The organism is Saccharococcus sp. Marseille-Q5394 (assembly GCF_946901335.1).
GTDB lineage: Bacteria > Bacillota > Bacilli > Bacillales_A > Planococcaceae > Sporosarcina > Sporosarcina luteola_C.
Genome location: NZ_CAMPPQ010000002.1, coordinates 1057501 through 1080392 on the forward strand (window position 1 = coordinate 1057501; position 22892 = coordinate 1080392).

Here is a 22892-nt window from a genome sequence, read left to right on the forward strand (position 1 = left end):
AAGACCCCGTGGAGCTTTACTGTAGCCTGATATTGAATTCCGGTGCAGCCTGTACAGGATAGGTAGGAGCCTTGGAATCCGGAGCGCCAGCTTCGGAGGAGGCAATGGTGGGATACTACCCTGGCTGTATTGGACTTCTAACCCTTGCCCGTGATCCGGGCAGGAGACAGTGTCAGGTGGGCAGTTTGACTGGGGCGGTCGCCTCCTAAAGTGTAACGGAGGCGCCCAAAGGTTCCCTCAGAATGGTTGGACATCATTCGTAGAGTGCAAAGGCATAAGGGAGCTTGACTGCGAGACCTACAAGTCGAGCAGGGTCGAAAGACGGGCTTAGTGATCCGGTGGTTCCGCATGGAAGGGCCATCGCTCAACGGATAAAAGCTACCCCGGGGATAACAGGCTTATCTCCCCCAAGAGTCCACATCGACGGGGAGGTTTGGCACCTCGATGTCGGCTCATCGCATCCTGGGGCTGTAGTCGGTCCCAAGGGTTGGGCTGTTCGCCCATTAAAGCGGTACGCGAGCTGGGTTCAGAACGTCGTGAGACAGTTCGGTCCCTATCCGTCGCGGGCGCAGGAAATTTGAGAGGAGCTGTCCTTAGTACGAGAGGACCGGGATGGACATACCGCTGGTGTACCAGTTGTCTTGCCAAAGGCATCGCTGGGTAGCTATGTATGGACGGGATAAATGCTGAAAGCATCTAAGCATGAAGCCCCCCTCAAGATGAGATTTCCCATTACGCAAGTAAGTAAGATCCCTCAAAGAAGATGAGGTGGATAGGTCCGGGGTGGAAGCGTGGCGACACGTGCAGCTGACGGATACTAATCGATCGAGGACTTAACCTTAAAGTTATAAAGTACGGTTGAACTTGAAGTTCAGCAACAATGTCTGTTTTATCCGGTTTTGAGCGAACAAAATTATTTATTTTGAAAAAAACGCTTGCTTTATTCGCTAGATATGATATAATAAATCTTGTCTTGTGAAAAAAAATAGTCCAGTGATGATGGCGAAGAGGTCACACCCGTTCCCATACCGAACACGGAAGTTAAGCTCTTCAGCGCTGATGGTAGTAGGGGGCTTCCCCCTGTGAGAGTAAGACGTCGCTGGGCTGTCATTTCTAAAATGAACGTAATAAGATATGAAATACTTATTACAGTACTATTCCGCAGTAGCTCAGTGGTAGAGCAATCGGCTGTTAACCGATCGGTCGTAGGTTCGAGTCCTACCTGCGGAGCCAATTGGAGAGCTGTCCGAGTGGCCGAAGGAGCACGATTGGAAATCGTGTATACGCTAACCGCGTATCAAGGGTTCAAATCCCTTGCTCTCCGCCAGTTTTATTATCCACATATGGCCCCTTGGTCAAGCGGTTAAGACACCGCCCTTTCACGGCGGTAACACGGGTTCGAATCCCGTAGGGGTCACCATTTCTTAAAACTTAGATTCAGCGCAGATCCCGTTAAAATTGGGAGAAGCGAGCAGGACAAGGAAGCGATTGAGAGAGGGAAGGAGCGTACAACGGTACGTGACTGACTGAACGAATGAAGCTGACGCAGTAATGCGAAGCTTATCGCGATTTTAACTGGAGGATTAGCTCAGCTGGGAGAGCACCTGCCTTACAAGCAGGGGGTCGGCGGTTCGAACCCGTCATCCTCCACCATATATTTCATAATTAGTATTATCGCGGGGTGGAGCAACGAGCATAGCAACGTATGCGAGTAACACCGACAGCGAAGCGTAAGGTGTCCCTTATGCAAAAAGCGTAGCAAACATTAAATAGTAAGTATTATCATTATCGCGGGGTGGAGCAGTGGCAGCTCGTCGGGCTCATAACCCGAAGGTCGCAGGTTCAAATCCTGCCCCCGCAACCAAATGGTCCCGTGGTGTAGCGGTTAACATGCCTGCCTGTCACGCAGGAGATCGCCGGTTCGATCCCGGTCGGGACCGCCATTTTTATGTGGCTCAGTAGCTCAGTCGGTAGAGCAAAGGACTGAAAATCCTTGTGTCGGCGGTTCGATTCCGTCCTGAGCCACCATTTTTTATATTATGCCGGTGTAGCTCAGTTGGTAGAGCAACTGACTTGTAATCAGTAGGTCGTGGGTTCGACTCCTATCGCCGGCATATGCTTCTCTTGGTGGGGTAGCGAAGTGGCTAAACGCGGCGGACTGTAAATCCGCTCCCTCCGGGTTCGGCGGTTCGAATCCGTCCCCCACCACCATTATACAGGGGCATAGTTTAACGGTAGAATAGAGGTCTCCAAAACCTTTGGTGTGGGTTCGATTCCTACTGCCCCTGCCATTTCTGTTTAAGCTAAATTTCATGGCGGTCGTGGCGAAGTGGTTAACGCATCGGATTGTGGTTCCGACACTCGGGGGTTCGATTCCCCTCGTCCGCCCCATTCTATGCAGTATACAATTGAAAAATATATAATTATCATGGCGGTCGTGGCGAAGTGGTTAACGCATCGGATTGTGGTTCCGACATTCGGGGGTTCGATTCCCCTCGTCCGCCCCATTTGTTTTTTGGGGTATAGCCAAGCGGTAAGGCAACGGACTTTGACTCCGTCATTCGTTGGTTCGAATCCAGCTACCCCAGTTTGCGGAAGTAGTTCAGTGGTAGAATACGACCTTGCCAAGGTCGGGGTCGCGGGTTCGAATCCCGTCTTCCGCTCCAACTTTCTTACGGCGGCATAGCCAAGCGGTAAGGCACGGGTCTGCAACACCCTTACCACCGGTTCGATTCCGGTTGCCGCCTCCAACTTTCATGTATGCTGTAAGTAAATTGTTGTTATGCCCGAGTGGTGGAATGGCAGACACGTCGCACTCAAAATGCGATGCCGCGAGGCGTGCCGGTTCAAGTCCGGCCTCGGGTATCCACATTGAAAAGATGCAACCCAGGTTGCATCTTTTCTCTTTCCCAATTAGGGATTCTCGTTCAAACTTAAAAACGCTCCTTCCGATTTCACGGAAAGGAGCGTTTTCTATGGAATGGGAATGTATTGCTGTTTGGACACAAGTTATCACAGTTGGAAGGGACCAGTTCCGTCCATTAGAATAGAAGGATTCTCTTTATCCACCAGATAACAAGAGGCTTCTCCGCCGCTGATGGACGTGAACATCTTGCCACATGCCGTAGACAGTTGCAGAGCCTCTTCCTTGGCCATTGAAGGACGGATGAATAAGATATGGAGGGCATCCGTTGTCTCATCGGTGACGGCTGTTCTGATGGAGTCTACATAAGGGCTGCCGAAAGGGCTGTAATCGTCTTTTAATTGAAGTATATGGTTCAATGAGTTGAAGCGGCCATTCAATCCATCATAACCGTCGTCCTCCCCTCCAAGGGTCAATTGGACATCCCCAACAACTTTCGACAAGTCGTAGATGCCAGTCGGGATTTCATATTGGAGGGAGAAAAATGTATTGAGGTCAACCGCAGTATGGATGGTATGTAAGTAATTCTGCTTTTTGATCCTTCGGTAAAGGGCTTCCACGGATGGTCGGTATCGATTAGGGTCTGCTCCAAATGCTTTCCACGTTTCCCTCCATTCTTTGATGCCCGGAAAGTCGTTGAAAGGCTTGGTGTCCAATTCGAAGTAAAGCTGTTCCTGGAATAATTGGAGTCTCCCTTTTAGCATTTGAGGAGATTCCGACACTGTAATTTTGTTATAATGGATAATGCCCAATTTCAATCCGGGCATCTGTTGAAAAAGTTTTTCATCTATAGTTATTTTCATTTTATCACCTTTATCATCTTTTATTTTCAATCCTATCATAAAGGAGGCGGAACGTTGTGAATGTCGCTCAGCTACAGTCGTCAATAAAAGAATATGCAGCTACGATCGGCATCGATAAAATCGGCTTTACGACCGCAGCCCCTTTTTTAGAATTAAAAAATCGTTTGCGGCGTCAACAGGAATTGGGCTTTCAATCCGGTTTCGAAGAAAGTGATGTCGAAAAACGTACGGAGCCTGTCATGTTGCTTGATCGTGCTGAAAGCATCATATCAATAGCAGTCGCATACCCATCCAAAATGACAGATTCGCCAAGAGGGAAGAAGGGGGAGCGACGTGGCATCTTTGCAAGGGCATCTTGGGGAATGGATTATCATCATGTCCTTCGTGAAAAGTTGCAACTGCTCGAAACGTTTATTTCCGACATGATACCGAATGCTCAAATGCGTTCGATGGTGGACACCGGGGAGCTTGTCGACCGGGCTGTCGCGGTTCGGGCGGGAATCGGCTGGTCCGGTAAAAACTGTTCTGTCATCACACCGGAATTCGGTTCGTATGTCTACCTCGGAGAAATGATTACAAATATCCCGTTTGAACCCGATATTCCGATGGAAGACCAATGTGGGGATTGCACACTCTGTTTGGATGCGTGTCCTACAGGGGCTTTGATTCAAGGAGGGCAGCTTAATGCCCAACGATGCATCGCCTTTTTGACACAGACGAAAAAACCAGTTCCCGAGGAGTTTCGTGCGAAAATCGGTAACCGGGTATATGGCTGCGACACATGCCAAACTGTTTGTCCGAAAAACAAAGGGATGTACAATCTTCATCAGCCTGCATTTCAGCCGGAGCCCGAACTGGCAAAGCCGCTGCTTGTGCCGATGCTCAGGTTGTCCAATCGAGAATTCAAGGAGACTTACGGGCATATGTCAGGTTCTTGGAGAGGCAAGAATCCGATACAGCGGAATGCCATCCTTGCGCTTGCACACTTCAAAGACGAGACGGCCGTGCCGACTTTGACAGATCTGCTTGTAAACGATCAACGGCCGCTTATTCGCGGGACTGCTGCATGGGCACTCGGACAAATTGGAACGAGCGACGGTATCGCAGCAATTGAATTGGCGATACAGAAGGAAGAGGATCCCGACGTGCGTCTCGAGATGGAAAATGTATTAGAGACTAATTGAAGGAAGTGCTGAAATGGCGATACATGTCGCATTATTTGAACCATTGATTCCTGCGAATACTGGGAATATCGCCCGTACATGCGCGGGGACAGGAACGAAACTGCATTTAATAAAGCCGCTGGGATTTTCCACTGATGATAAAATGCTCAAGCGTGCAGGACTGGATTATTGGCAATATGTCGATATTACGTATCATGAAAATATACAGGAGTTTATTGGCGCTTATCCGGAAGCGCAGTTTTTCTTCATTACAAAGTTCGGGGAGAGGACCTACTCGGACTTTGATTATTCGGATCCTTCAAAGGATGTTTTCTTCGTTTTCGGGAAAGAGACGACCGGCTTGCCTGACGAAGTGATTGAACAGAACATCGAAAATTGCCTGCGCATCCCGATGAATGATCATATCAGATCGCTCAACTTATCCAACACAGCCGCTATTCTGATATACGAAGCCCTAAGGCAACAATCATTTTTAGATTTAACATAAAAAAACGGGACTGCCAATTAAGGCATGTCCCGTTTTTAGTAGTTCTTATTTTTTCACTTTACCAGGCTTGTCTTCATATCCACCTGTGAAAATCGCCGAAAGGAATGCAAAGGTAACGGCTAGAATAAGGATAAGATTCATCAAATGTACCTCCTGTAAAATCATTAGTCCTTCACATAGTATACCCTAATAAATATTAAATTGAAATGACCGAACTGAAAAATTGTGTCATTCTGATTAACAAATGGCTGGCATTATTCGTCAAAATTATGGAATACGGGTACAATAAATGTATACAAACTGTATAGGAGGGGAACGGAATGCATTATTTTGACGACAAGGTGACTCTATCGAACGGCGTGGAAATGCCTCAGCTTGGCCTCGGCGTTTACAAGATGACTGATTCAGATGAGACAATCAGGGCGATTTCATATGCATTGGAAGTTGGCTATCGGGCTATCGATACTGCTGCAATTTACGAGAATGAGATAGAGACAGGCGAGGCAATCCGGCAATCGGGCATTCAAAGGGAGCAGCTGTTCATCACTTCAAAAGTATGGAACACTGATCAAGGGTATGACGCAACATTGAAAGCGTTTGAAGCTTCTTTGAAGAGACTTGGTATGGATTATTTGGATCTGTATTTGACCCATTGGCCAGTAGCAGATACATTCGTGGATACATACCGTGCAATCGAGCGGCTCTATGAAGAAAAGCTGATCAGGGCCACAGGAGTGTCCAATCATCATATCCATCATCTGGAGAAGGTTTTCAACGTTGCCAATGTAAAGCCGATGGTGAATCAGATTGAATTGCATCCGCGGCTTACACAGGAGCCATTGCGGGAATTTTGCAATGAACATGGCATCGTCGTCACTTCCTGGTCGCCACTGGCGAGAGGAGGACTCATGGATGAGCCTACGTTGCAGCAGATCGGGTTAACATATGGCAAGACGCCGGCACAAGTCATTATTAAGTGGCATCTGCAACATGGATTGGTAGTCATTCCTAAATCAGTGACTCCGGCTAGAATCAAGTCAAATATCGACGTGAAGGAATTCGAGTTGACACCTGAGGATATGATGAAAATCGATGCCTTGAACCGTGATGAGAGAACTGGGACAAATCCAGAGAAATTCGATGAAGTGTGAATAAAGTCATATGAAAAACCCGCGGAATTTGACTCCGCGGGTTTTTTTATATGACTTCTATTGTTGTCTGCTCTTCTGTAAATGGATGCTTGAAGGAAACTTTCTTTGCAACCAAACGATAGTTTCCATCTTCGGTTTCGCTTCCGCCATAAAGTGTGTCACCTTTGACGGGATGTCCTATGTGTGAAAAATGAACTCGGATTTGATGAGTCCTGCCCGTTTCGAGACTAGCTTCAACAACTGTCGACTCATCGTTCCGCTCAATGACTCGGTAGCGGGTGATGGCATCCTGCCCGCCTGGTGAGACGCGGCGTCTCGTCGGATGATGGCGGTCCCGTCCAATCGGATATTGAAGCGTCCCTCTCATCCGTTTTAAACGTCCATCGACTTCTGCGTGATAGATGCGTGTAATAGCACGTTCCTCAATCATCCGATCAAAAAGCGCTTTTGCAATCGGATGTTTCGCAACAAGAACAATTCCGGCCGTACCTTTATCGAGGCGATTGATATGCTCTGCATACGCTCCGCCACTTCTTTCAACATATGCCATGATGGCATTCATAAAAGTGCCGCCTTCATCATGTTCATCTGGATGGGTGGCGATATCGGCAGGTTTCAGAGCTGCAAGTAGATGTTCGTCCTCGAAAAGCACGGAAACATCCGCGTGATCATCCGGCTTGTATGATGATACGGCGTCCTTGAAATGAAAGACAAGTTCTGTCCCAGCTTCCAGGGGCGTACGCCATTCGAAAGGCTGTCCGGCTGTATCCGTGACCGCCTTGTCCATTCTCATTTGATGGACGGTCTTTTTACCGGCTTTCCAATCATCCCGGAGCAGTTCCTCGACCGTAAGTCCATCTCGGTTAATTTGATAACGGAAAACTGTATTTAGTTTTTCCATCATTTATTATCATACTCATCGAAGAAAGCACGGATATCTTCCTCGGGATTCACCGGCAAACCAACGGAGCGGTTAACTTCTTTTCCATCTTCATAATGAATTAACGTCGGCCAAGACGTGATGCCGTATGGTTGGGCTTCTTTTTCGAATTCCAGCATATTATATTGATACACATGGATCCCTTTCTCTTTCGCAATCGGCATTAGGATCGGCGTCATCTCCATGCAATACGAACATTCGGGAGAAAAGAAGTAAGCAGTGACAGATTCTCCGGAAGAGACTTTTTCATAAAGTTCATCCGGGAGGACGATATTGCTGTAATTTTTGTTGCCAATCAAATCGATCGTCGCCTGTTTAAGATTCTTCGAACCATATGGATTGTCCTTTAACTTTTCTTTGTTGGATTGAGTATTCAACACGACAATTAAAGCAAAGATGGCGATGATGACACCACCGATAATCAGTAATTTCTTCAATTTAGTTAGACTCCTTTTGCCATTTCAATAAGAAGAGGCTTGTGATGAGGATCAGCACGAATGCCGTCAAAGCCATGAACGGAATTGTGATGAATCCTAGATAGTTCACATACTGGCCAGTACAGGAAACATTTCCGCAAGCCGGTGCACTGTCTTGTAAAAAACTCAGTTTCTGGATTCCATAATGGTAGAGCGAAATGGAACCTCCGACAATTGCGAAAACAGCTGTCGTCAACGCGATTTTTGCGTTTTTCTGGTATAAAGCGACACCGGACATCAAAACGATCGGATACATAAGGATGCGTTGATACCAACATAGAGTGCAAGGTTCATAGCCCCGAACAATAGAAAAGTATAAAGAGCCGAGTGTTGCAATGAGGGAAATGGTGAAAATGAAAACAAGGCCATTTTCCAACCGTTTGTGCATAATGTCAACTCCTGTTTCTAAGATTCCTCTTTGATTATACGGCGTGGGTGTATTCATGTAAAATAATCGGAACTACATGACTTTTCCTAGTCAATTATGGGTACATATTATGTAGAAAGGGTGAACTATGGATGAGTGAAGAAATTGATTTATCGTCATTTGAAATGAGCATGATCATCCGAGAGATGAAAGAGGATGACATCGTAAACATATTGAAAATGCAGGAGGTCTGTTTCCCGGGCATGGACCCGTGGGAGGAAGAGCATCTGAAAAGCCATCTGTCCATCTTTCCGGAAGGGCAATTCGTCGCTGAGCTGGACGGGAAAATTATCGGTTCCTGTTCGAGCTTGATCATCAATTTTGACGAATACGACGACCGCCATTCTTGGGATGATATTTCCGCAAAGGGCTATATTACGAACCATAATCCCGAAGGTTATAATCTATACGGCATCGAAGTGATGGTCCATCCGGAATACAGGAGGATGAAAGTGGGACAGCGGCTGTACGAAGCCAGGAAAGAGCTCGTCCAACGATTGAATCTGAAATCGATCATTATCGGGGGGAGGATACCGAATTATCATCGGTATGCAGCTGAAATGTCTGCAAGGGAATATGTGGAGGCGGTGACACGCCATAAAATCTATGACCCGGTTCTCACTTTCCAACTATTGAATGATTTCACCCTCATGCGGATCAATCCAAATTATATGCCTGATGACAAAGCGTCCAAAAAATATGCGACGTTAATGGAATGGAATAACGTGGATTATAAAGCAACGACTAAACGGCATTACAAGACAAGCTACCCTGTCCGTATTTGCGTTGTTCAATATTTAATGAGGAAAATATCGTCATTCGAGGAAATGGCCAATCAATGTGAATATTTCGTGGACGTCGCGTCCGATGCAGGTTCAGATTTTGTCGTCTTCCCGGAAATTTTCACAACTCAGCTAATGTCCTTCCTGGATGAGCCTTCTCCGAGCAGAGCGGTGCGGAAGATGACGGAGTATACGCCGCAGTATATTGAAATGTTCACGAATCTTGCGGTCCGCTATAATGTGAATATTATCGGTGGGTCTCATTTCGTCGAGGAAGAAGACGAGGAGATTTACAACATCGCCTATCTTTTCAGAAGGGATGGGTCGATTGAGAAGCAGTACAAAATCCATATTACGCCGAATGAACGGAAATGGTGGGGAATCAGCCAAGGAGATGAGATCCAAGTATTCGACACGGACTGTGGAAAAATCACCATCCAGGTCTGTTATGACATCGAATTTCCGGAACTCGCGAGAATTGCCACGGACAAAGGGGCAAATATTATTTTTACTCCATTCTGTACGGAAGATCGCCAAGGATATTTGCGCGTTCGGTATTGTGCCCAAGCCCGTGCGATTGAAAATCAGATCTACACAGTCATTTCCGGAACGGTTGGCAATTTGCCGCAAACAGAGAACATGGATATCCAATATGCACAGTCGGCCATCTTCTCTCCATCCGATTTCGAGTTTGCACGTGATGGTATCGTTGGAGAAACGAATCCCAATTTGGAAATGGTCCTTATCGGAGATGTCGATCTCGAGATTTTACGGCGTCAGCGTCAAGATGGGACAGTGAAGCAGCTGAAGGATCGCCGCCATGATTTGTATCGTGTGGAGTATAAGAAGGATTCTTGAAGAAATAAAAGACGGCATCCCCCTTTCAAAGTAGGGGAGATGCCGTTTTTATGTTGTTAAGACTCGACCTGTAAGTCGGCCGATCCAATCGCTTTTTCATTTTTTACCGCTTCCAAGTAGAGGATGTGATGTCCTTCCACGTCTTTCACGGTGAATTCATAACCTTGTTCAATGATTTTTTCACCCGGAACCGCCTCGAATTTTTCGGACATGAACCAGCCGCCGATCGTGTCGATATCCTCTTCATCAATATCGATGTCAAGAACGTCGTTAACGTTTTCAATCAACATTTTTGCGTCCAAAATAAAATGGTTTTCATTGATCATTTGTACTTCAGGCACTTCGTCCATATCAAACTCGTCTTGGATTTCTCCCACAATCTCTTCTAAAATATCTTCGATTGTCACGAGTCCGGAAGTCCCTCCATATTCATCCATAAGAATTGCCATATGGATTCGTTCGCGTTGAATTTTCAGCAACAGGTCGCCGATTGGCATCGTTTCGATGACTCGGATGATTGGTTGCATATATTCACTGACAGGCTGATTTCCTGTTGTAGGATCTTTTATGAATGCCGTCAGCAGATTCTTCATATTGACCAAGCCGATGACATGGTCTTTATCGCCATCTGTGACAGGATATCTAGTAAATTGCTCGACACCCATCATTTCAAACATTTCCCGCAATGTGATGTCTTTCTCGACCGTCATCATTTCGGTACGCGGCACCATGATCTCTTTGGCGACTCGATCATCGAATTCAAATATCTTATTGACGAATTTATATTCCGATTGATTGATTTCCCCGCCCTTCAGACTGTCGGTCAGAATGAGCCTCAACTCGTCCTCGGAATGGGCCACATCCGACTCGGAAGCCGGTTTGAAGCCGAAAAGACGGATAATGGAGCGCGCTGATCCATTCATCCCTTTAATGACTGGGTACATGATGACATAAAATAAAACGAGCGGTTTCGCTGTTGCCAGCGTAATGGCTTCCGCCCGCTGGATTGCAATTGTTTTAGGAGCCAATTCACCTACTACCACATGTAAAAACGTTACGACGGTAAATGCGATAATGAAAGAAAGGATAGACCCAGCATGCGGGGCTATTTCAAAGTGGGAGAAAACCGGCTTCATAAGCAGTTTTACGGTTGGTTCACCAAGCATTCCCAGTCCTAAAGCTGTTATCGTTATGCCTAATTGACAAGCAGATAAATATTCGTCGAGATTGCTGATGACTCTTTTTGCTGTGATCGCCCGGCGATTCCCTTCCGCAACAAGCTGGTTGATCCGTGTTGTTCGTACTTTCACAATTGCAAATTCACTCGCAACAAAAAATGCGGTGAGTGCGATCAAGGCAGCAAATGCTGCCAATCGTATGGCAATTTCCAAATAAGTTTACTTTGTTCCGCACCCGAATGAGGGGTAGAACAAAGTACACACCTCCTGTAAAATTAAAATGGTTAGTTAAGATAATGATAAATTATTTACAAGAAAAAAACAAATAGTATTGCTTAAGTCTTGTATAATGGACGAAGTACGTCTGGAGGTGTAGTTGTGAAGAAGCAAAAAAATGCTTTGGAAATTTTGCGCACATCATTGCTGCTTGGGCTTACGTCTTTCGGAGGTCCCGCAGCCCATATTGGTTATTTCAGGGATGAATATGTGAAGAAAAAGAAGTGGCTGGACGATAAAATGTATGCGGATATCGTGGCGTTATGCCAGTTCCTGCCCGGTCCTGCAAGCTCACAAGTTGGGATTGCAATCGGATTGATGCGCGGGGGGCTACTTGGAGGGATTCTTTCTTGGATCGGTTTCACATTGCCGTCGGTATTGCTGTTAATGGCATTTGCCTGGCTAGTTTCCTCGACAGCTTCATTTGATATCGGTTGGATAAAAGGATTGAAGATTGTCGCAGTCGCTGTCGTTGCACATGCATTGGTCGGGATGAGCAAGTCATTGACACCCGATCGGGCGAGAATAACCCTTGCCCTCGTTGCGGCAGTCCTGACATTACTGATTCCGACGGCAGTTGGTCAAATCGCGATCATCATCGGGGCAGGATTCATCGGTTATGCACTATATCGGAAGGAACAGGCACCGAAGCCCGAATCGATCACTCTTTCATTCGGCAAGAAGACCGGAGTGGCGGCATGGACGATTTTTTTCCTACTGCTAATAGGCGTTCCGGCAATCAGGTCTTTCATTGAAAATACGTTCCTCTCAATCTTCGACATTTTCTACCGGGTCGGTTCAATCGTTTTCGGCGGAGGGCATGTCGTATTGCCGATGCTTGAACGGGAAGTCGTACCGGCTGGATGGATGGACGCTGAGACGTTCATCGCGGGATACGGGGCGGCACAAGCTGTACCGGGACCACTCTTTACATTGGCCGGTTATTTGGGGCAACTGATGAATGGACCGTCGGGAGCTGCGGTTGCTGTACTCGCCATGTTCCTGCCGTCGTTCCTGCTAGTCATCGGCACATTGCCATTTTGGTCCGCCATTCGCTCGAAGCCAGGTATTCAAGCGGCTTTGAAAGGAGTGAATGCGGCAGTTGTCGGAATCTTGCTCGCGGCGTTGTATGACCCTGTGTTTACAAGTTCAATTGGTTCTGCCATGGATTTTGGAATCGCAATCATTGCTTTCGGTCTTTTACTGTATTACAAAATGGCTCCTTGGCTCGTTGTATTGATTACTGCTGTATTGGGGGCGCTATCCCATCTTTTGGTTGGGTGATACATACGGCAGGCATTATGTGCATACAATAAAAAATGCCAGGAAAATATCTCCTGGCACGCCCGTTTCTCTATATATACTTTGCCGTGGGGTTCTGATGATATACTTTGCTTTATATCATATACAACCGGTAGTAGACCACATCATTTGTTTCGTTGAGTGGTATATAGTTCATTTGTGTTGAAAGGTATTGACAAATGGAAATTGTCAATGGTACTGTTGAATTATTCGAAAATCAAAATAGTTGGGAAGGTGCGGAAAATGCAAAGAGTTCTTTTTATCAAACAACAAAATATGAATTCCGTGCTGACCTGCTCTTTTTCTATTCTATGAAATGTACCGGGGCGCCATGACTTAGTCGTCCCTTTTTTTTGAGCACACGCTTATCTTAGGAGGCGTGTGCCTTTTTTGTCTTTGGAATGAATTCCCGGTGTTTCCACGTTTACCAACGTGCAACCATAAAAAAACTATGAGAAAGGAGTGCTGATCATGAAAATTGTCAATCAGCAACGGAAACTATTAAAGAAGGAATCTCTTGAAAGTGGATAGTTAAGAGAATTGAAGGAAGAAGGTTGAAAATATGTTCTCGGTTTTATTTAAATTAAAGTGGTTTTTCAAGGAAAACCGCAAAAGGTACACGATTGCACTCATCCTCTTGATGGTGGCGAACGTGCTTGTCATCTTGCCGCCCTGGCTGATCGGGCAGGCGATTGACACCATTTATACAAGGACGATGACAACGCATCTGCTTGCACTCTTCATTGGTGCAATGTTCCTTATCATGCTTGTCGCGTATGTCGGAAACTTTGTTTGGCAATACCAGCTATTCGGCGGGGCGTATGTTATTGAACGGCAATTGAGGACGCGGCTCATGCGGCATTTCCTGAAGATGACCCCAACTTTTTATGAGAAGAATAAAACAGGTGATCTAATGGCGCGTTCGACGAATGACCTTCGCGCAATTTCAGAGACTGCCGGTTTCGGAATTATGACACTCGTCGACTCGACGGCGTATTTAGGAACGCTCATCATTACAATGGGGTTCGTCGTGTCTTGGAAGTTGACGCTCGCAGCGATTATACCGTTGCCGATCTTGGCATTCATTTTGCAGGTGCTCGGCAAGAAAATCCACGAACGGTATATGACGGCGCAGGAGTCGTTCGGGGAGCTGAATGATAATGTGCTGGAGGCCGTGGCGGGTGTCCGGGTCGTCCGCGCTTATGTGCAGGAACGTGCTTCGGAGCAACGGTTCGCGGATATGACGGAAGACGTGTACAAGAAAAATATGCATGTTGAAAAGATCGATGCCCTGTTCATGCCGTTTACGAAGGTGCTCACCGCATTGACGTATATGATCGGGCTCGGGTATGGTGCGTTTTTAGTTTCAACAGGAGAAATTACATTAGGGAAACTGGTCACATTCAATGTCTATTTAGGAATGATCGTCTGGCCGATGTTTGCAATCGGCGAACTGATCAACGTGTTGCAGCGCGGAAATGCATCACTGGACCGCGTTATGGAGACGCTTGATTATGAGGAAGATGTGAAAGATCCTGACAATCCGATTGACGTCGATCAGCCGGAAAGCGTCGGCTTCAACGACGTGAGCTTCACGTATCCGATGTCGCACGCGGTCAATCTGGATCATATCGAACTCCAGTTGGAGCGGGGACAGACGCTTGGCATCGTTGGAAAGACGGGAAGCGGAAAAACGACGTTCGTCAAACAGCTGCTTCGTGAATATCCGGCGGGTGACGGGGAAATCGTCTTCTCGGATGTCGCACTTCAATCATTGAAGAAAGATCAAGTCCGTGATTGGATCGGCTATGTGCCGCAGGATCATGTGCTCTTCTCGCGTTCTGTACGGGAAAACATTCTGTTCGGACGTCCGGAAGCGACAGAGGATGATATCTCGGAGTCTATCCGTCTGTCACATTTCGAAAAAGATTTAGAGATGTTGCCGGCCGGATTAGATACACTTGTCGGCGAAAAAGGTGTTGCGTTGTCAGGGGGGCAAAAGCAGCGGATTTCAATTGCGCGTGCTCTCGTTAAAAATCCTGAAATCCTTATTCTGGATGACTCGTTGTCTGCTGTCGATGCGAAGACCGAAGCGAAAATCATCGAGAACATCCAGTCGGAACGTTCAGGAAAGACAACAATCATTACGACACACAGACTATCCGCTATCCAACACGCGGATTGGATCATCGTGCTCGATGATGGACGTGTAATAGAAGAAGGAAGACATGAGGACTTGCTTGCGAACAACGGATGGTATAAAGAGCAATTCGACCGCCAGCAGATCGGGGAGGTTGAAGTATGACTACGGGTAAACGTTTAGTGCAGTATGCACTTGATTATAAGAAGCTTTTAATTACAGGAATCGTCCTACTCGGCTTCGCCGTCGCGGCGGATCTGATGGGACCGTTAATTGCGAAGAAGATCATTGACGATCATATCGCAACATCACTAGATAAGACGATCAATTTTACACCAATCGCCAAACTGCTGGCTGTATTTTTCAGCTTGGCGGTCGTGACAGCGATTCTAAGGTATTTCCAATATTTATTGCTGCAACAAGCCGCGAACCGGATTATCCAAAAGATGCGGAACGAATTGTATGGGCATATCCAGACGTTGCCAATCCGCTATTTCGATGATTTGCCTGCTGGGAAGGTGGTCGCGCGGATTACGAACGACACCGAAGCAATCCGGAATTTGTATGTGACGGTCGTTTCACAGTTTGCGATCAGCGGCATGTATATGCTTGGAATCTTCATCGCACTCTTTTACTTGGATCCAAAAATGGGAGCCATCACGCTTTTCGTCCTGCCGGTCCTTTACGTCTGGATGAAATTGTATCGGAAGTTCGCTTCAAAAGTGAACCATATTATCCGGAGCAAAAACAGTGAGATGAATGCGATGATCAATGAATCGATCAATGGCATGACGATCATCCAAGCTTTTCGCAGGGAAAAGCAGATGGATGGGGAATTCAATGAATTGAATGATGAGCATTATAAGTATCAAAGCAAATTATTGAAAGTCGAAGCGGCGACATCCCATAATCTCGTAGACATCATCCGGTCGCTCGCTTTCGTCTTTCTGATCTGGTATTTCGGCGGTGCTTCACTGTCGGCGGAGAGCGCCATTTCTGTAGGGATGTTGTACGCATTCGTCGATTATATTACCCGGTTGTTTAACCCGATTACGGGGGTTGTCAACCAGTTCGCTCGACTCGAGCATTCCCTCGTCGCCGCAGAACGCGTTTTTAAACTGATGGATCGCCAAGGGGAGCCGGTCAGCGATGAGAAGATTGCCCGTTATCGTGGAAATGTCCGATTCGAGGATGTCTGGTTCGCTTATAAGGATGAGGAATATGTGTTGAAGGACATTTCCTTCGAGGCGAGACAAGGAGAGACGGTCGCGCTCGTCGGTCATACTGGATCCGGCAAAAGCTCCATCATGAACTTGCTCTTCCGTTTCTATGATGTTTCGAAAGGGAAAATAACGATTGATGGAATGAACATCGCGAATATGTCACGCCAGACAATACGTGATCATATGGGAATCGTCTTGCAGGATCCGTATTTATTCAGCGGAACCGTGGAATCGAACATCAGTCTTGGCGATCCCCGCATTTCACGTGAAAAAGTCCAGGATGCCCTTGACGCAGTCGGCGGCGACCGTGTGTTGAAGCATTTGCCGGGCGGGATTGATGAGCCGGTCGTGGAGAAGGGCAGTACGCTTTCATCCGGCCAGCGCCAACTCATTTCATTTGCACGCGCACTAGCCTTTGACCCGGCCATCTTAATATTGGACGAAGCGACTTCCAATATCGATACGGAAACCGAGGAAATCATCCAACACGCAATGGATGTGTTGAAGAAGGGTCGGACGACGTTCATCATCGCCCACCGTTTGTCTACGATTAAAAATGCAGACCGCATTTTAGTGTTGGATCGCGGTGAAATCGTCGAGCACGGCAATCATGATGAATTGCTTGCGCTTGGCGGACAGTATGCGCAGATGTATAAACTGCAGGCGGGGACTAGTTCGAGAGTTGGTTGACTTATAGGTAGAGGCTGTCACGGAAAGTCGGATAAATGACTTTCTGTGACAGTTTTTTTGTGGTTGAGTTTGCGCGCGTCTAAAACGTGTCTTCCGAGCTCAAAGCGTGTCGCTCTGCGCTCAAAGCAAGCCGTTCCGCGCTCAAAGCATGCCCCGCTGCGCTCATAACAAGTAGTCCGCACAATTTTGCTGAAACTTTCAAGTTGTCGAACCGTAAATGTATTAGTAGAAGAGGGGAGATGATAGTGGTGAAATTTAATGCGAAGGATTGCCCAAAATGCGGCAGCCACGAGATAGGCAGAGGTAAGCAATCAGGATACGCAGGCGTGACACCTTACGAAAAAATGGGTTTTAACCATAGTTTGATACATCTGATTTGCACGGATTGTGGATGGGTAGTCGGTAGTTATGTTGAAAATCCAAAAGTTTTCAAGAAGACTGTAAGTGATTATATCCGTGGTATTTAGCAGAGCTGACCACATTGTACAGGGGAGAATGAGTTGCTTTTATATCACGTTAGATGTGATATAAAATCGGCTCTCTTTTCTATTCAGGCAAAAATTTAACTATCCTAAAAACTCTATTGCAGAATGTTTCACAAACACGTATATTTAGAGTGTCGAAGTAATTGTCAGGGAAAGTTGGAAATGTGGATGAAATGGTTTAGTGAATGGGGACGTAAATTCTCCTCCTTCAATCGGAATGTGAGGCTTTTTATCATAGGAAATGCGCTCATCCAGATCGGAATGGGTGTTTTCATGGTCATGTACAATTTATACATACGGGAGCTCGGAATGCCGGAAACAGTCAATGGTAAAGTCATTTCCATGACGGCAATGGCTTCTGCTATCATGCTCGTCCCTGCAGGCTTTTTAAGCGATCGATTCGGTCGGAAATGGATGATTGTCGGCGGTGCCGTCTTAACAGTGGCGACTCTCTTCTATCGAGGGATTGCAGTTGCAGAGACACCGATTATTGCCGCTGCATTTTTGACGGGTTTATTCATGGCATTTGTTCAAGTATCGGGCATCCCGTTTCTTGCAGAGAACTCATCTCCGACAGAACGGGTAAGGCTATTCAGCGTCAATTTTGCAATCATAACAATTGCGAATGTCGTCGGCAGCTTGGCAGGTGGGATTATTGCGGACGTGCTGGAAACTGTCTTCAATATCAGCACAGTGGAAGCGATCCGATTTGCATTGCTTTTGGGCTCAGCAATTTTCACGATCGGTTTGATCCCTTTATTCAAATTGCAGGAGAAATCAACTGAATCTGATATGGGGGAGAAGGAACATATTGAGGAATCTCCATCAGCGGATGTTAGCTTCAAGCGGAATCTCATTGTCATCTTCCATTTTTCATTCGCAAGCTTGCTGATCGGTTTCGGTTCAGGTTTGGTTATTCCATACTTAAATTTGTACTTCGTAAACCGTTTCGATGCCTCTAATTCCTATATCGGGCTTGTTCTATCATTAGGTTCGGCGATGACTGCGGTGGCGGCGATGATCGGTCCAGCACTTTCGAGGAAAGTCGGCAAGGTGAAGGCGGTAATTTTATTCCAGGCATTATCGATCCCTTTCCTGCTATTGACGGCGTACACGACGTCGCTCATGTTGGCGTCACTCGGCTTTCTCCTGCGACAGGCGCTCATGAACGCCGGCAATCCGATACAAAGTGCTGTAGCGATGGAAGTCGTGTCGGATAAATACAAAGGGCTCGCCAATTCCATGAACCAGATGGTTTTCAATCTGGGTTGGGCAACGATGGGACCTATTGCGACGGGGCTCGTTGTCGCGAACGGATCCTATTGGGGCTATGCGTATGCCTTCACGATTACTGCAGGACTGTATATTATTTCATCAATTTATTATTATTTCATCTTCGGCAGAAGGAAATTGGTTGGAGAATAAAAATAGGCAATCCCAGTTTATTTCTGGGACCGCCCTTTTTTATTCATCCAGACTCCGGGCGCCAGAGGCTCGGGGTCATAAGTCAAAGTTGCTCTGTGGCAAAAGACGCCACGCCGCATCTTCGCCTTATGCCTGAGGCCGGCAGGATGCCGGTCATGCAGTCGTTGCCGCAGGACGCGGCGAACTTAGACTGCGAACCTCTGCTATGCAGGCGCCCTGCGCTTTTGTTATTCGCCTCTTTTATACTGGGTTTCCTTCCAAGCATTTTGCTCTTCAGGCACCCGGCTTTTATCCTCAAAGACGTTTTCAGTTTTCTGGTTTTGAATCTTCAATTGTTCTTTTTCATTGTGTAATTGCTCAGGGGTCTTTTCTTTATCTTTAGCCATACATATCGCCTCCTTATCGAAGGATAGTATGTACGTAAAGTATGTCATCATTCATAAACGTGGAATGTCATTAGCTCATGAATCATTTTTTTGACGTTCTCTTCATCAGACGGTGTTCCACATGTCCAGACGATTGTGCCGTCCGGCTTGTAATCGCCTGTGAATCGTTCATTTTGATAAAAGAATGAAAATGTCCAGCCTGGCAAGCTGCCGCCTGCAAACATCGGTTTATAGCTGAAATGCTGTAGCATCGGATTGCTCCTTTCATAGACAAGCGCCCAACCGCATAAAGTGTACAAAAGATGCGAAAGGGTGCTGACGTGTTTGTTGATAAATTAAAGCAGGCAATTGAGGGTGAATACAAAGACTATTACTTTTACAAGTCGATGTATGATAAAACGGACGATCCGCTTTGGCGGGATTTCATCCAGCACGCGTATGAGGATGAAAAAAGCCATTATGAAATGTTGCAACAACTCTATTATATGATGACGGGGACATTTGTACAAAATCCGAAGAAACCAATTCCGTGTTACAACTTTAAGCAATGCGTTAAACAGGCGCTTGTCGATGAGTTGGATGGGGTGGAGACATATAAGGAAATGCTGTTGACGATTCCTATTCAGCAAGCATACAATCCTTTGTTCATCGCCATGCATGACGAAATGGAGCATGCCATCCGGATGTCTACGATCTATAATTCATTGAGATGAACGCAAACACGAGACCATCTTTACGATGCTCCCGTGTTTTTTACTGTCGAAGACTAGAAAGATGTTCTTGAAAATATACAGAAGCCTCCAACATCCTCGGTCCATACCAGAACATTTCCCCATCGATAAGGACCGGTTCAGTTTCTGGCATCATATCTAAAAACTCTTTTAAATGCTTTTCTTTGAATGGGAAGGGCTCCGATGACAGGAATACAAAGTCCAATTCAGCCCGCAGAAATTCATCCGCCGTGACTGCCGGATATCTGCCATCCGCTTCGGTGAATGGATTGATGAAACCCATCTTTTCGAGTAGCGAATTGATATATGTATCTTTCCCGACAACCATATACGGTTTCCGCCAAATGACGTAAGCTATACGCTTCCCAGTGGCCTTAGGCAAAGATTCAAATTGTCGGATAGCACCTGCCAATTCACTGGCAGCTTCGTTCCGATCCGTCAGGCATCCCATATCTTCGATCATCCTGAATGCGTCATCCACCGATTGCACTTCAGCGACATAGATAGGGAAGTGCTTCTCCAATTCTTCCACAATCTCTTTCGTGTTTTCCTCTTTTTCAACGATGATGAGGTCCGGTTGCACTTCTTGAATCGCTTCTAGTTTAATGTCCTTAGTGCCCGCAACTGCCGGCACATTTTCAACCTTCCCTTTCGGATGGATGCAAAAACGGGTCCTGCCGACAATTTCCGCATCCAGGTTGAGCGAAAATAATGTATCAGTAATGCCAGGACATAATGAGACGATCCTTTTTGGCGGGAAGCTAAAAGTGACACTTCTTCCGACCTGGTCCACAACTGTTTTATTCAAAACGATACTTCATTCCTTTCATACGAAAAACTTAGCTGCTGCCTTTGCCACATCTTCAGGAGCTTTCAAAGATAAAGGTTCCCCATGCAAATAATTGAACACATTCATATCGCTTGTTTCTAATGCTCCTATTGTCATGCGGGGAATCAGGCGGAAGTGGACTTGCTCTGCGCCATGCTTGTTCACAGGGATGAACATAGCGGCATTGAAGCTTTCCAATCCAACTTCCTTGAAATAGCTGAAGAAACGGAGAAGGCTTTTCGCAAGATCATCATAGTTGGCAGTAGTCAGTTCATTAAAGGAAGCCGCTTCGAAAACTCCGATGAAGTCGCAATGGCTCTTCGGAGCAAATGCATGCATCCAGTCAATAGAGCCTGCTTTGCCGATCCACCGTTCGCCAATTGTCCTTTCTTCAGCAACAAGCGAAGTGAAATAATTTTCACCTTCATTTTCATAGAAGGCATGACTTTTAGATGTGACCGCCGCCTGATAATTCGTCGGCTGCTCGGAAGCCAACACATGGATATGGGGATGAAGGATGCTTCCTCCCGAAGGCGGCAAGTAGTTCCAATTGATGGAGACATATTCGGTTTTCGAGTCGAACTCCAATACCTTTTCGATATACTGATGTGCAGCTTTAAAAGAATCCGAAATAAGTTCTTCCGTAAATTCTTCGGGCTTCACATAATGCTGCTCGGACATGCGAACAACGGCATTATGCTTGCTGTAAGGGAATAAATTCGGGAATACGACCGCTTCTTTCCCGACAAACCGTCCGCCTTCCACTAACTCATCGGGGAAACGCGGTGTGATTTTGGATACATTTTCAGTGCAGAAAGGGCATTTCTTACCTTCCGTCGCCTTAGCGAGTTCCGAATAATCCTTCGGCACAAATGGCGCACCCGGGTCAAAAATGATACGGGATGTTTCATCGGTTAACGGATCAAATCTGACTTCAGTTTTTCTGTCGATCAACTTCCCGTCTTGCATCGGATCATGGAAAGTGAAAAATTCTTCATGTTTGCGAAATGAAATTGGCATAGGCGTACTCCCCCTTAAAAACATCTTTCTTCCATTCTATCGTTAACTGACAGAAAAGTCAGCCGGTTGAGAGGTTATCGAAGCGTAGTTTTGACTTTTCCTTTTCCGTTTTCCACAGTCACTCTTCCGCTTGCCCCGTTTACAAATGTAATTTGCGGAGGCACATGACCTACATCGGCATCGTAAACGATCGGCAATCCGGTCAGCTCTTTTATTCTTTCCATTGAATCCAATACGGTGAATCCTTTAACTTCCTGACCGGCAGGGGAGCGACCGAAGAGGATGCCCGTTGAGTTTTCAAACCATCCTGCATAGACAAACTGAAGCATTGTCCGGTGGAAATCGGTAGCGTTCATTTCACAGTTCTCGAAATACCATAAAATCGGCTCATCGTTCAAAAAGTTTTTCTGGAATGAAGTAACATCACCATATGGCGTTACGACAAGGTGACGGATCGTATCCATACAGCCCCCTAAAAAGCGCCCTTCCAATTCAATGTTTCCTGATCCAACCGACTTCCATTCAGTCGGTGAATCCAATTTATAGACGTATGGATCATCCGGAGCATCATGTTGCCATTTGGATTGGAACTTTTCAGATGAATGTTGCTCAATATCTGATCCTGCAGTCGCTTGTAAGACATCCATGAATTTACTTGCAACAGGCTCCCATACATCGCTGCGCAATTCGACGAAGTTCGGTCCGTGCGCGGTTGCAATGCCGGTTTTCACTGTCAGCGCAAAAAGGAAGGTGCTCGTATCTGAATAACCTAAAATCCATTTAGGGTCAATGTCCTCCCAGTTAATGAGAGGCAAAATCTCCATCAGGATTTCCCCGCCCCATGGAGGAATGATTGTACTGATTTCCGGATTTTTGAACATAGCCATTAGCTCAGCCGCACGGATTTCTTTCTCTGCTGAAGCGGACTTGTTTTGTGTCCACACAGTATTGCCGACAGTCACTCGATAACCTCTTTTTTCAAATTGACGTCTAGCGTTTAGGACGAGATGGTGAAGGGTTTCATCAACACCTGACGACGGCGCTGTCACGCCGATTGTATTTCCTAGTTTCAAAGGATTTGGATAGCGGATCATAAGAATCACTCCATTTTCTTTCATAATTTATGGTAAGATAGTTGTATAGTAGTTTATCAAGAATTCTTAAAATTGTCCCGCA

The 22892-nt window shown here is 46.3% G+C and carries 20 protein-coding genes, 16 tRNA genes and 2 rRNA genes (1 of these 38 running past the window's edge); 28 read left to right on the forward strand and 10 right to left on the reverse strand.

All coding sequences use genetic code 11. From position 1 onward, the window contains the following. The 18 genes from OC538_RS15860 to OC538_RS15945 form a co-directional block, all read left to right on the forward strand. Positions 1-841: ribosomal RNA gene (locus OC538_RS15860) — 23S ribosomal RNA — on the forward strand; it begins 2093 nt to the left of the window's first position. Between the two features lie 148 nt (positions 842-989). Further along, positions 990-1105 (forward strand): 5S ribosomal RNA (rrf, locus tag OC538_RS15865). A 53-nt stretch (positions 1106-1158) separates the two neighbouring features. Beyond that, positions 1159-1233, forward strand: a tRNA-Asn gene (locus OC538_RS15870). A 3-nt stretch (positions 1234-1236) separates the two neighbouring features. Continuing rightward, positions 1237-1327 (forward strand) — tRNA-Ser (locus OC538_RS15875). An 18-nt stretch (positions 1328-1345) separates the two neighbouring features. Continuing rightward, positions 1346-1420 (forward strand) — tRNA-Glu (locus OC538_RS15880). A 157-nt stretch (positions 1421-1577) separates the two neighbouring features. Beyond that, positions 1578-1653, forward strand: a tRNA-Val gene (locus OC538_RS15885). 136 nt (positions 1654-1789) lie between these two features. Next, positions 1790-1864: transfer RNA gene (locus OC538_RS15890), tRNA-Met, on the forward strand. Between the two features lie 3 nt (positions 1865-1867). After that, positions 1868-1943, forward strand: a tRNA-Asp gene (locus OC538_RS15895). A gap of 9 nt (positions 1944-1952) precedes the next feature. Next, positions 1953-2028, forward strand: a tRNA-Phe gene (locus OC538_RS15900). Between the two features lie 13 nt (positions 2029-2041). Continuing rightward, positions 2042-2114: transfer RNA gene (locus OC538_RS15905), tRNA-Thr, on the forward strand. A 12-nt stretch (positions 2115-2126) separates the two neighbouring features. Next, positions 2127-2211 (forward strand) — tRNA-Tyr (locus OC538_RS15910). A gap of 6 nt (positions 2212-2217) precedes the next feature. Further along, positions 2218-2291: transfer RNA gene (locus tag OC538_RS15915), tRNA-Trp, on the forward strand. A gap of 24 nt (positions 2292-2315) precedes the next feature. Then, positions 2316-2391 (forward strand) — tRNA-His (locus OC538_RS15920). 40 nt (positions 2392-2431) lie between these two features. Continuing rightward, positions 2432-2507 (forward strand) — tRNA-His (locus OC538_RS15925). A 9-nt stretch (positions 2508-2516) separates the two neighbouring features. After that, a tRNA-Gln gene (locus tag OC538_RS15930) sits at positions 2517-2588 on the forward strand. Positions 2589-2591: 3 nt separating this feature from the next. Further along, positions 2592-2666 (forward strand) — tRNA-Gly (locus OC538_RS15935). Positions 2667-2676: 10 nt separating this feature from the next. Further along, positions 2677-2750, forward strand: a tRNA-Cys gene (locus tag OC538_RS15940). A gap of 34 nt (positions 2751-2784) precedes the next feature. Next, positions 2785-2865, forward strand: a tRNA-Leu gene (locus OC538_RS15945). 147 nt (positions 2866-3012) lie between these two features. On the opposite strand, the gene OC538_RS15950 is transcribed toward OC538_RS15945, so the two are convergent. Then, positions 3013-3726, reverse strand: coding sequence for a B3/4 domain-containing protein (locus OC538_RS15950; RefSeq protein WP_251697017.1), 714 nt, complete (start codon positions 3724-3726; stop codon positions 3013-3015). Positions 3727-3782: 56 nt separating this feature from the next. Here OC538_RS15950 and queG point away from each other — a divergent pair, with 56 nt between their 5' ends. The 3 genes from queG (at position 3783) to OC538_RS15965 (ending at position 6548) form a co-directional block, all read left to right on the forward strand. After that, positions 3783-4910 carry a tRNA epoxyqueuosine(34) reductase QueG gene (gene queG, locus OC538_RS15955; RefSeq protein WP_262177238.1) on the forward strand — a complete coding sequence of 376 codons (1128 nt, stop codon included), beginning with the start codon at positions 3783-3785 and terminating at the stop codon, positions 4908-4910. 13 nt (positions 4911-4923) lie between these two features. Next, a complete protein-coding gene (gene trmL, locus OC538_RS15960; protein ID WP_251697013.1) occupies positions 4924-5397 on the forward strand; it encodes a tRNA (uridine(34)/cytosine(34)/5-carboxymethylaminomethyluridine(34)-2'-O)-methyltransferase TrmL in 474 nt (157 codons plus the stop codon). Between the two features lie 320 nt (positions 5398-5717). Beyond that, the gene (locus tag OC538_RS15965) at positions 5718-6548 is read left to right on the forward strand and encodes an aldo/keto reductase (protein WP_262177240.1); all 831 of its coding nucleotides are present in this window, start codon (positions 5718-5720) and stop codon (positions 6546-6548) included. Positions 6549-6594: 46 nt separating this feature from the next. On the opposite strand, the gene OC538_RS15970 is transcribed toward OC538_RS15965, so the two are convergent. Genes OC538_RS15970 through OC538_RS15980 form a run of 3 tightly spaced genes read right to left on the reverse strand, consistent with a single transcriptional unit; the run spans position 6595 to position 8352 of the window. Continuing rightward, entirely contained in the window at positions 6595-7452 is an 858-nt protein-coding gene (locus OC538_RS15970; RefSeq protein WP_262177242.1) for an RluA family pseudouridine synthase, read from the reverse strand. After that, entirely contained in the window at positions 7449-7925 is a 477-nt protein-coding gene (locus OC538_RS15975; RefSeq protein ID WP_251697008.1) for a thioredoxin family protein, read from the reverse strand. Before OC538_RS15975 ends, OC538_RS15970 begins: the two co-directional genes overlap by 4 nt. Position 7926: 1 nt before the next feature. Continuing rightward, on the reverse strand, positions 7927-8352 hold the full coding sequence (locus OC538_RS15980; RefSeq protein ID WP_251697006.1) for a disulfide oxidoreductase: 426 nt from the start codon (positions 8350-8352) through the stop codon (positions 7927-7929). Positions 8353-8483: 131 nt separating this feature from the next. On the opposite strand from OC538_RS15980, the gene OC538_RS15985 reads away from it, so the two are divergent. Continuing rightward, positions 8484-10031, forward strand: coding sequence for a carbon-nitrogen hydrolase family protein (locus OC538_RS15985; protein ID WP_262177245.1), 1548 nt, complete (start codon positions 8484-8486; stop codon positions 10029-10031). 56 nt (positions 10032-10087) lie between these two features. Here the strand turns inward: OC538_RS15985 and OC538_RS15990 are convergent, their stop codons facing one another. Beyond that, entirely contained in the window at positions 10088-11404 is a 1317-nt protein-coding gene (locus OC538_RS15990; protein WP_262177247.1) for a hemolysin family protein, read from the reverse strand. 183 nt (positions 11405-11587) lie between these two features. On the opposite strand from OC538_RS15990, the gene chrA reads away from it, so the two are divergent. From chrA to OC538_RS16015, 5 genes are all read left to right on the forward strand, one after another. Further along, positions 11588-12769: a chromate efflux transporter gene (gene chrA / locus OC538_RS15995; RefSeq protein ID WP_251697000.1), complete on the forward strand. Its 1182-nt coding sequence runs from the start codon at positions 11588-11590 to the stop codon at positions 12767-12769. A gap of 197 nt (positions 12770-12966) precedes the next feature. Further along, positions 12967-13122 (forward strand): hypothetical protein, encoded by a 156-nt coding sequence (locus OC538_RS16000; protein ID WP_262177250.1) that lies wholly within the window; start codon positions 12967-12969, stop codon positions 13120-13122. 227 nt (positions 13123-13349) lie between these two features. Next, the gene (locus OC538_RS16005) at positions 13350-15092 is read left to right on the forward strand and encodes an ABC transporter ATP-binding protein (RefSeq protein ID WP_251696996.1); all 1743 of its coding nucleotides are present in this window, start codon (positions 13350-13352) and stop codon (positions 15090-15092) included. Beyond that, entirely contained in the window at positions 15089-16840 is a 1752-nt protein-coding gene (locus OC538_RS16010) for an ABC transporter ATP-binding protein (RefSeq protein WP_251696995.1), read from the forward strand. The genes OC538_RS16005 and OC538_RS16010 overlap by 4 nt, the downstream gene beginning before the upstream one ends. Positions 16841-17493: 653 nt before the next feature. After that, entirely contained in the window at positions 17494-18750 is a 1257-nt protein-coding gene (locus tag OC538_RS16015) for an MFS transporter (RefSeq protein ID WP_262177835.1), read from the forward strand. A 227-nt stretch (positions 18751-18977) separates the two neighbouring features. On the opposite strand, the gene OC538_RS16020 is transcribed toward OC538_RS16015, so the two are convergent. Both OC538_RS16020 and OC538_RS16025 read right to left on the reverse strand, forming a co-directional pair. Further along, positions 18978-19136, reverse strand: coding sequence for a hypothetical protein (locus OC538_RS16020; protein WP_251696991.1), 159 nt, complete (start codon positions 19134-19136; stop codon positions 18978-18980). Between the two features lie 47 nt (positions 19137-19183). Next, positions 19184-19387, reverse strand: coding sequence for a YheE family protein (locus tag OC538_RS16025; RefSeq protein ID WP_262177254.1), 204 nt, complete (start codon positions 19385-19387; stop codon positions 19184-19186). 51 nt (positions 19388-19438) lie between these two features. Between OC538_RS16025 and OC538_RS16030 the strand changes: the two genes are divergently transcribed. Further along, on the forward strand, positions 19439-19849 hold the full coding sequence (locus tag OC538_RS16030; RefSeq protein WP_251696987.1) for a ferritin-like domain-containing protein: 411 nt from the start codon (positions 19439-19441) through the stop codon (positions 19847-19849). A 40-nt stretch (positions 19850-19889) separates the two neighbouring features. On the opposite strand, the gene OC538_RS16035 is transcribed toward OC538_RS16030, so the two are convergent. The 3 genes from OC538_RS16035 to OC538_RS16045 all read right to left on the reverse strand — a co-directional run bounded on the left by OC538_RS16035 (position 19890) and on the right by OC538_RS16045 (position 22810). Further along, entirely contained in the window at positions 19890-20675 is a 786-nt protein-coding gene (locus tag OC538_RS16035; protein ID WP_262177256.1) for a helical backbone metal receptor, read from the reverse strand. Positions 20676-20693: 18 nt separating this feature from the next. Beyond that, positions 20694-21716 (reverse strand): hypothetical protein, encoded by a 1023-nt coding sequence (locus OC538_RS16040; RefSeq protein WP_262177259.1) that lies wholly within the window; start codon positions 21714-21716, stop codon positions 20694-20696. Between the two features lie 74 nt (positions 21717-21790). After that, on the reverse strand, positions 21791-22810 hold the full coding sequence (locus OC538_RS16045; protein ID WP_262177261.1) for a S66 peptidase family protein: 1020 nt from the start codon (positions 22808-22810) through the stop codon (positions 21791-21793). Positions 22811-22892: the final 82 nt, after the last annotated feature.

Bases quoted from the DNA above. Each gene is read 5' to 3' on its own strand.
- OC538_RS16010 (WP_251696995.1), top strand. From the start codon at position 15,089: ATGACTACGGGTAAACGTTTAGTGCAGTATGCACTTGATTATAAGAAG.
- OC538_RS16015 (WP_262177835.1), top strand. From the start codon at position 17,494: ATGAAATGGTTTAGTGAATGGGGACGTAAATTCTCCTCCTTCAATCGG.
- OC538_RS16040 (WP_262177259.1), bottom strand. From the start codon at position 21,716: ATGCCAATTTCATTTCGCAAACATGAAGAATTTTTCACTTTCCATGAT.
- OC538_RS16025 (WP_262177254.1), bottom strand. From the start codon at position 19,387: ATGCTACAGCATTTCAGCTATAAACCGATGTTTGCAGGCGGCAGCTTG.
- OC538_RS16045 (WP_262177261.1), bottom strand. From the start codon at position 22,810: ATGATCCGCTATCCAAATCCTTTGAAACTAGGAAATACAATCGGCGTG.
- OC538_RS15965 (WP_262177240.1), top strand. From the start codon at position 5,718: ATGCATTATTTTGACGACAAGGTGACTCTATCGAACGGCGTGGAAATG.
- OC538_RS16005 (WP_251696996.1), top strand. From the start codon at position 13,350: ATGTTCTCGGTTTTATTTAAATTAAAGTGGTTTTTCAAGGAAAACCGC.
- OC538_RS16030 (WP_251696987.1), top strand. From the start codon at position 19,439: ATGCGAAAGGGTGCTGACGTGTTTGTTGATAAATTAAAGCAGGCAATT.
- OC538_RS16020 (WP_251696991.1), bottom strand. From the start codon at position 19,136: ATGGCTAAAGATAAAGAAAAGACCCCTGAGCAATTACACAATGAAAAA.
- OC538_RS15950 (WP_251697017.1), bottom strand. From the start codon at position 3,726: ATGAAAATAACTATAGATGAAAAACTTTTTCAACAGATGCCCGGATTG.
- OC538_RS16000 (WP_262177250.1), top strand. From the start codon at position 12,967: ATGGAAATTGTCAATGGTACTGTTGAATTATTCGAAAATCAAAATAGT.
- trmL (WP_251697013.1), top strand. From the start codon at position 4,924: ATGGCGATACATGTCGCATTATTTGAACCATTGATTCCTGCGAATACT.
- OC538_RS15980 (WP_251697006.1), bottom strand. From the start codon at position 8,352: ATGCACAAACGGTTGGAAAATGGCCTTGTTTTCATTTTCACCATTTCC.
- OC538_RS15985 (WP_262177245.1), top strand. From the start codon at position 8,484: ATGAGTGAAGAAATTGATTTATCGTCATTTGAAATGAGCATGATCATC.
- OC538_RS15970 (WP_262177242.1), bottom strand. From the start codon at position 7,452: ATGATGGAAAAACTAAATACAGTTTTCCGTTATCAAATTAACCGAGAT.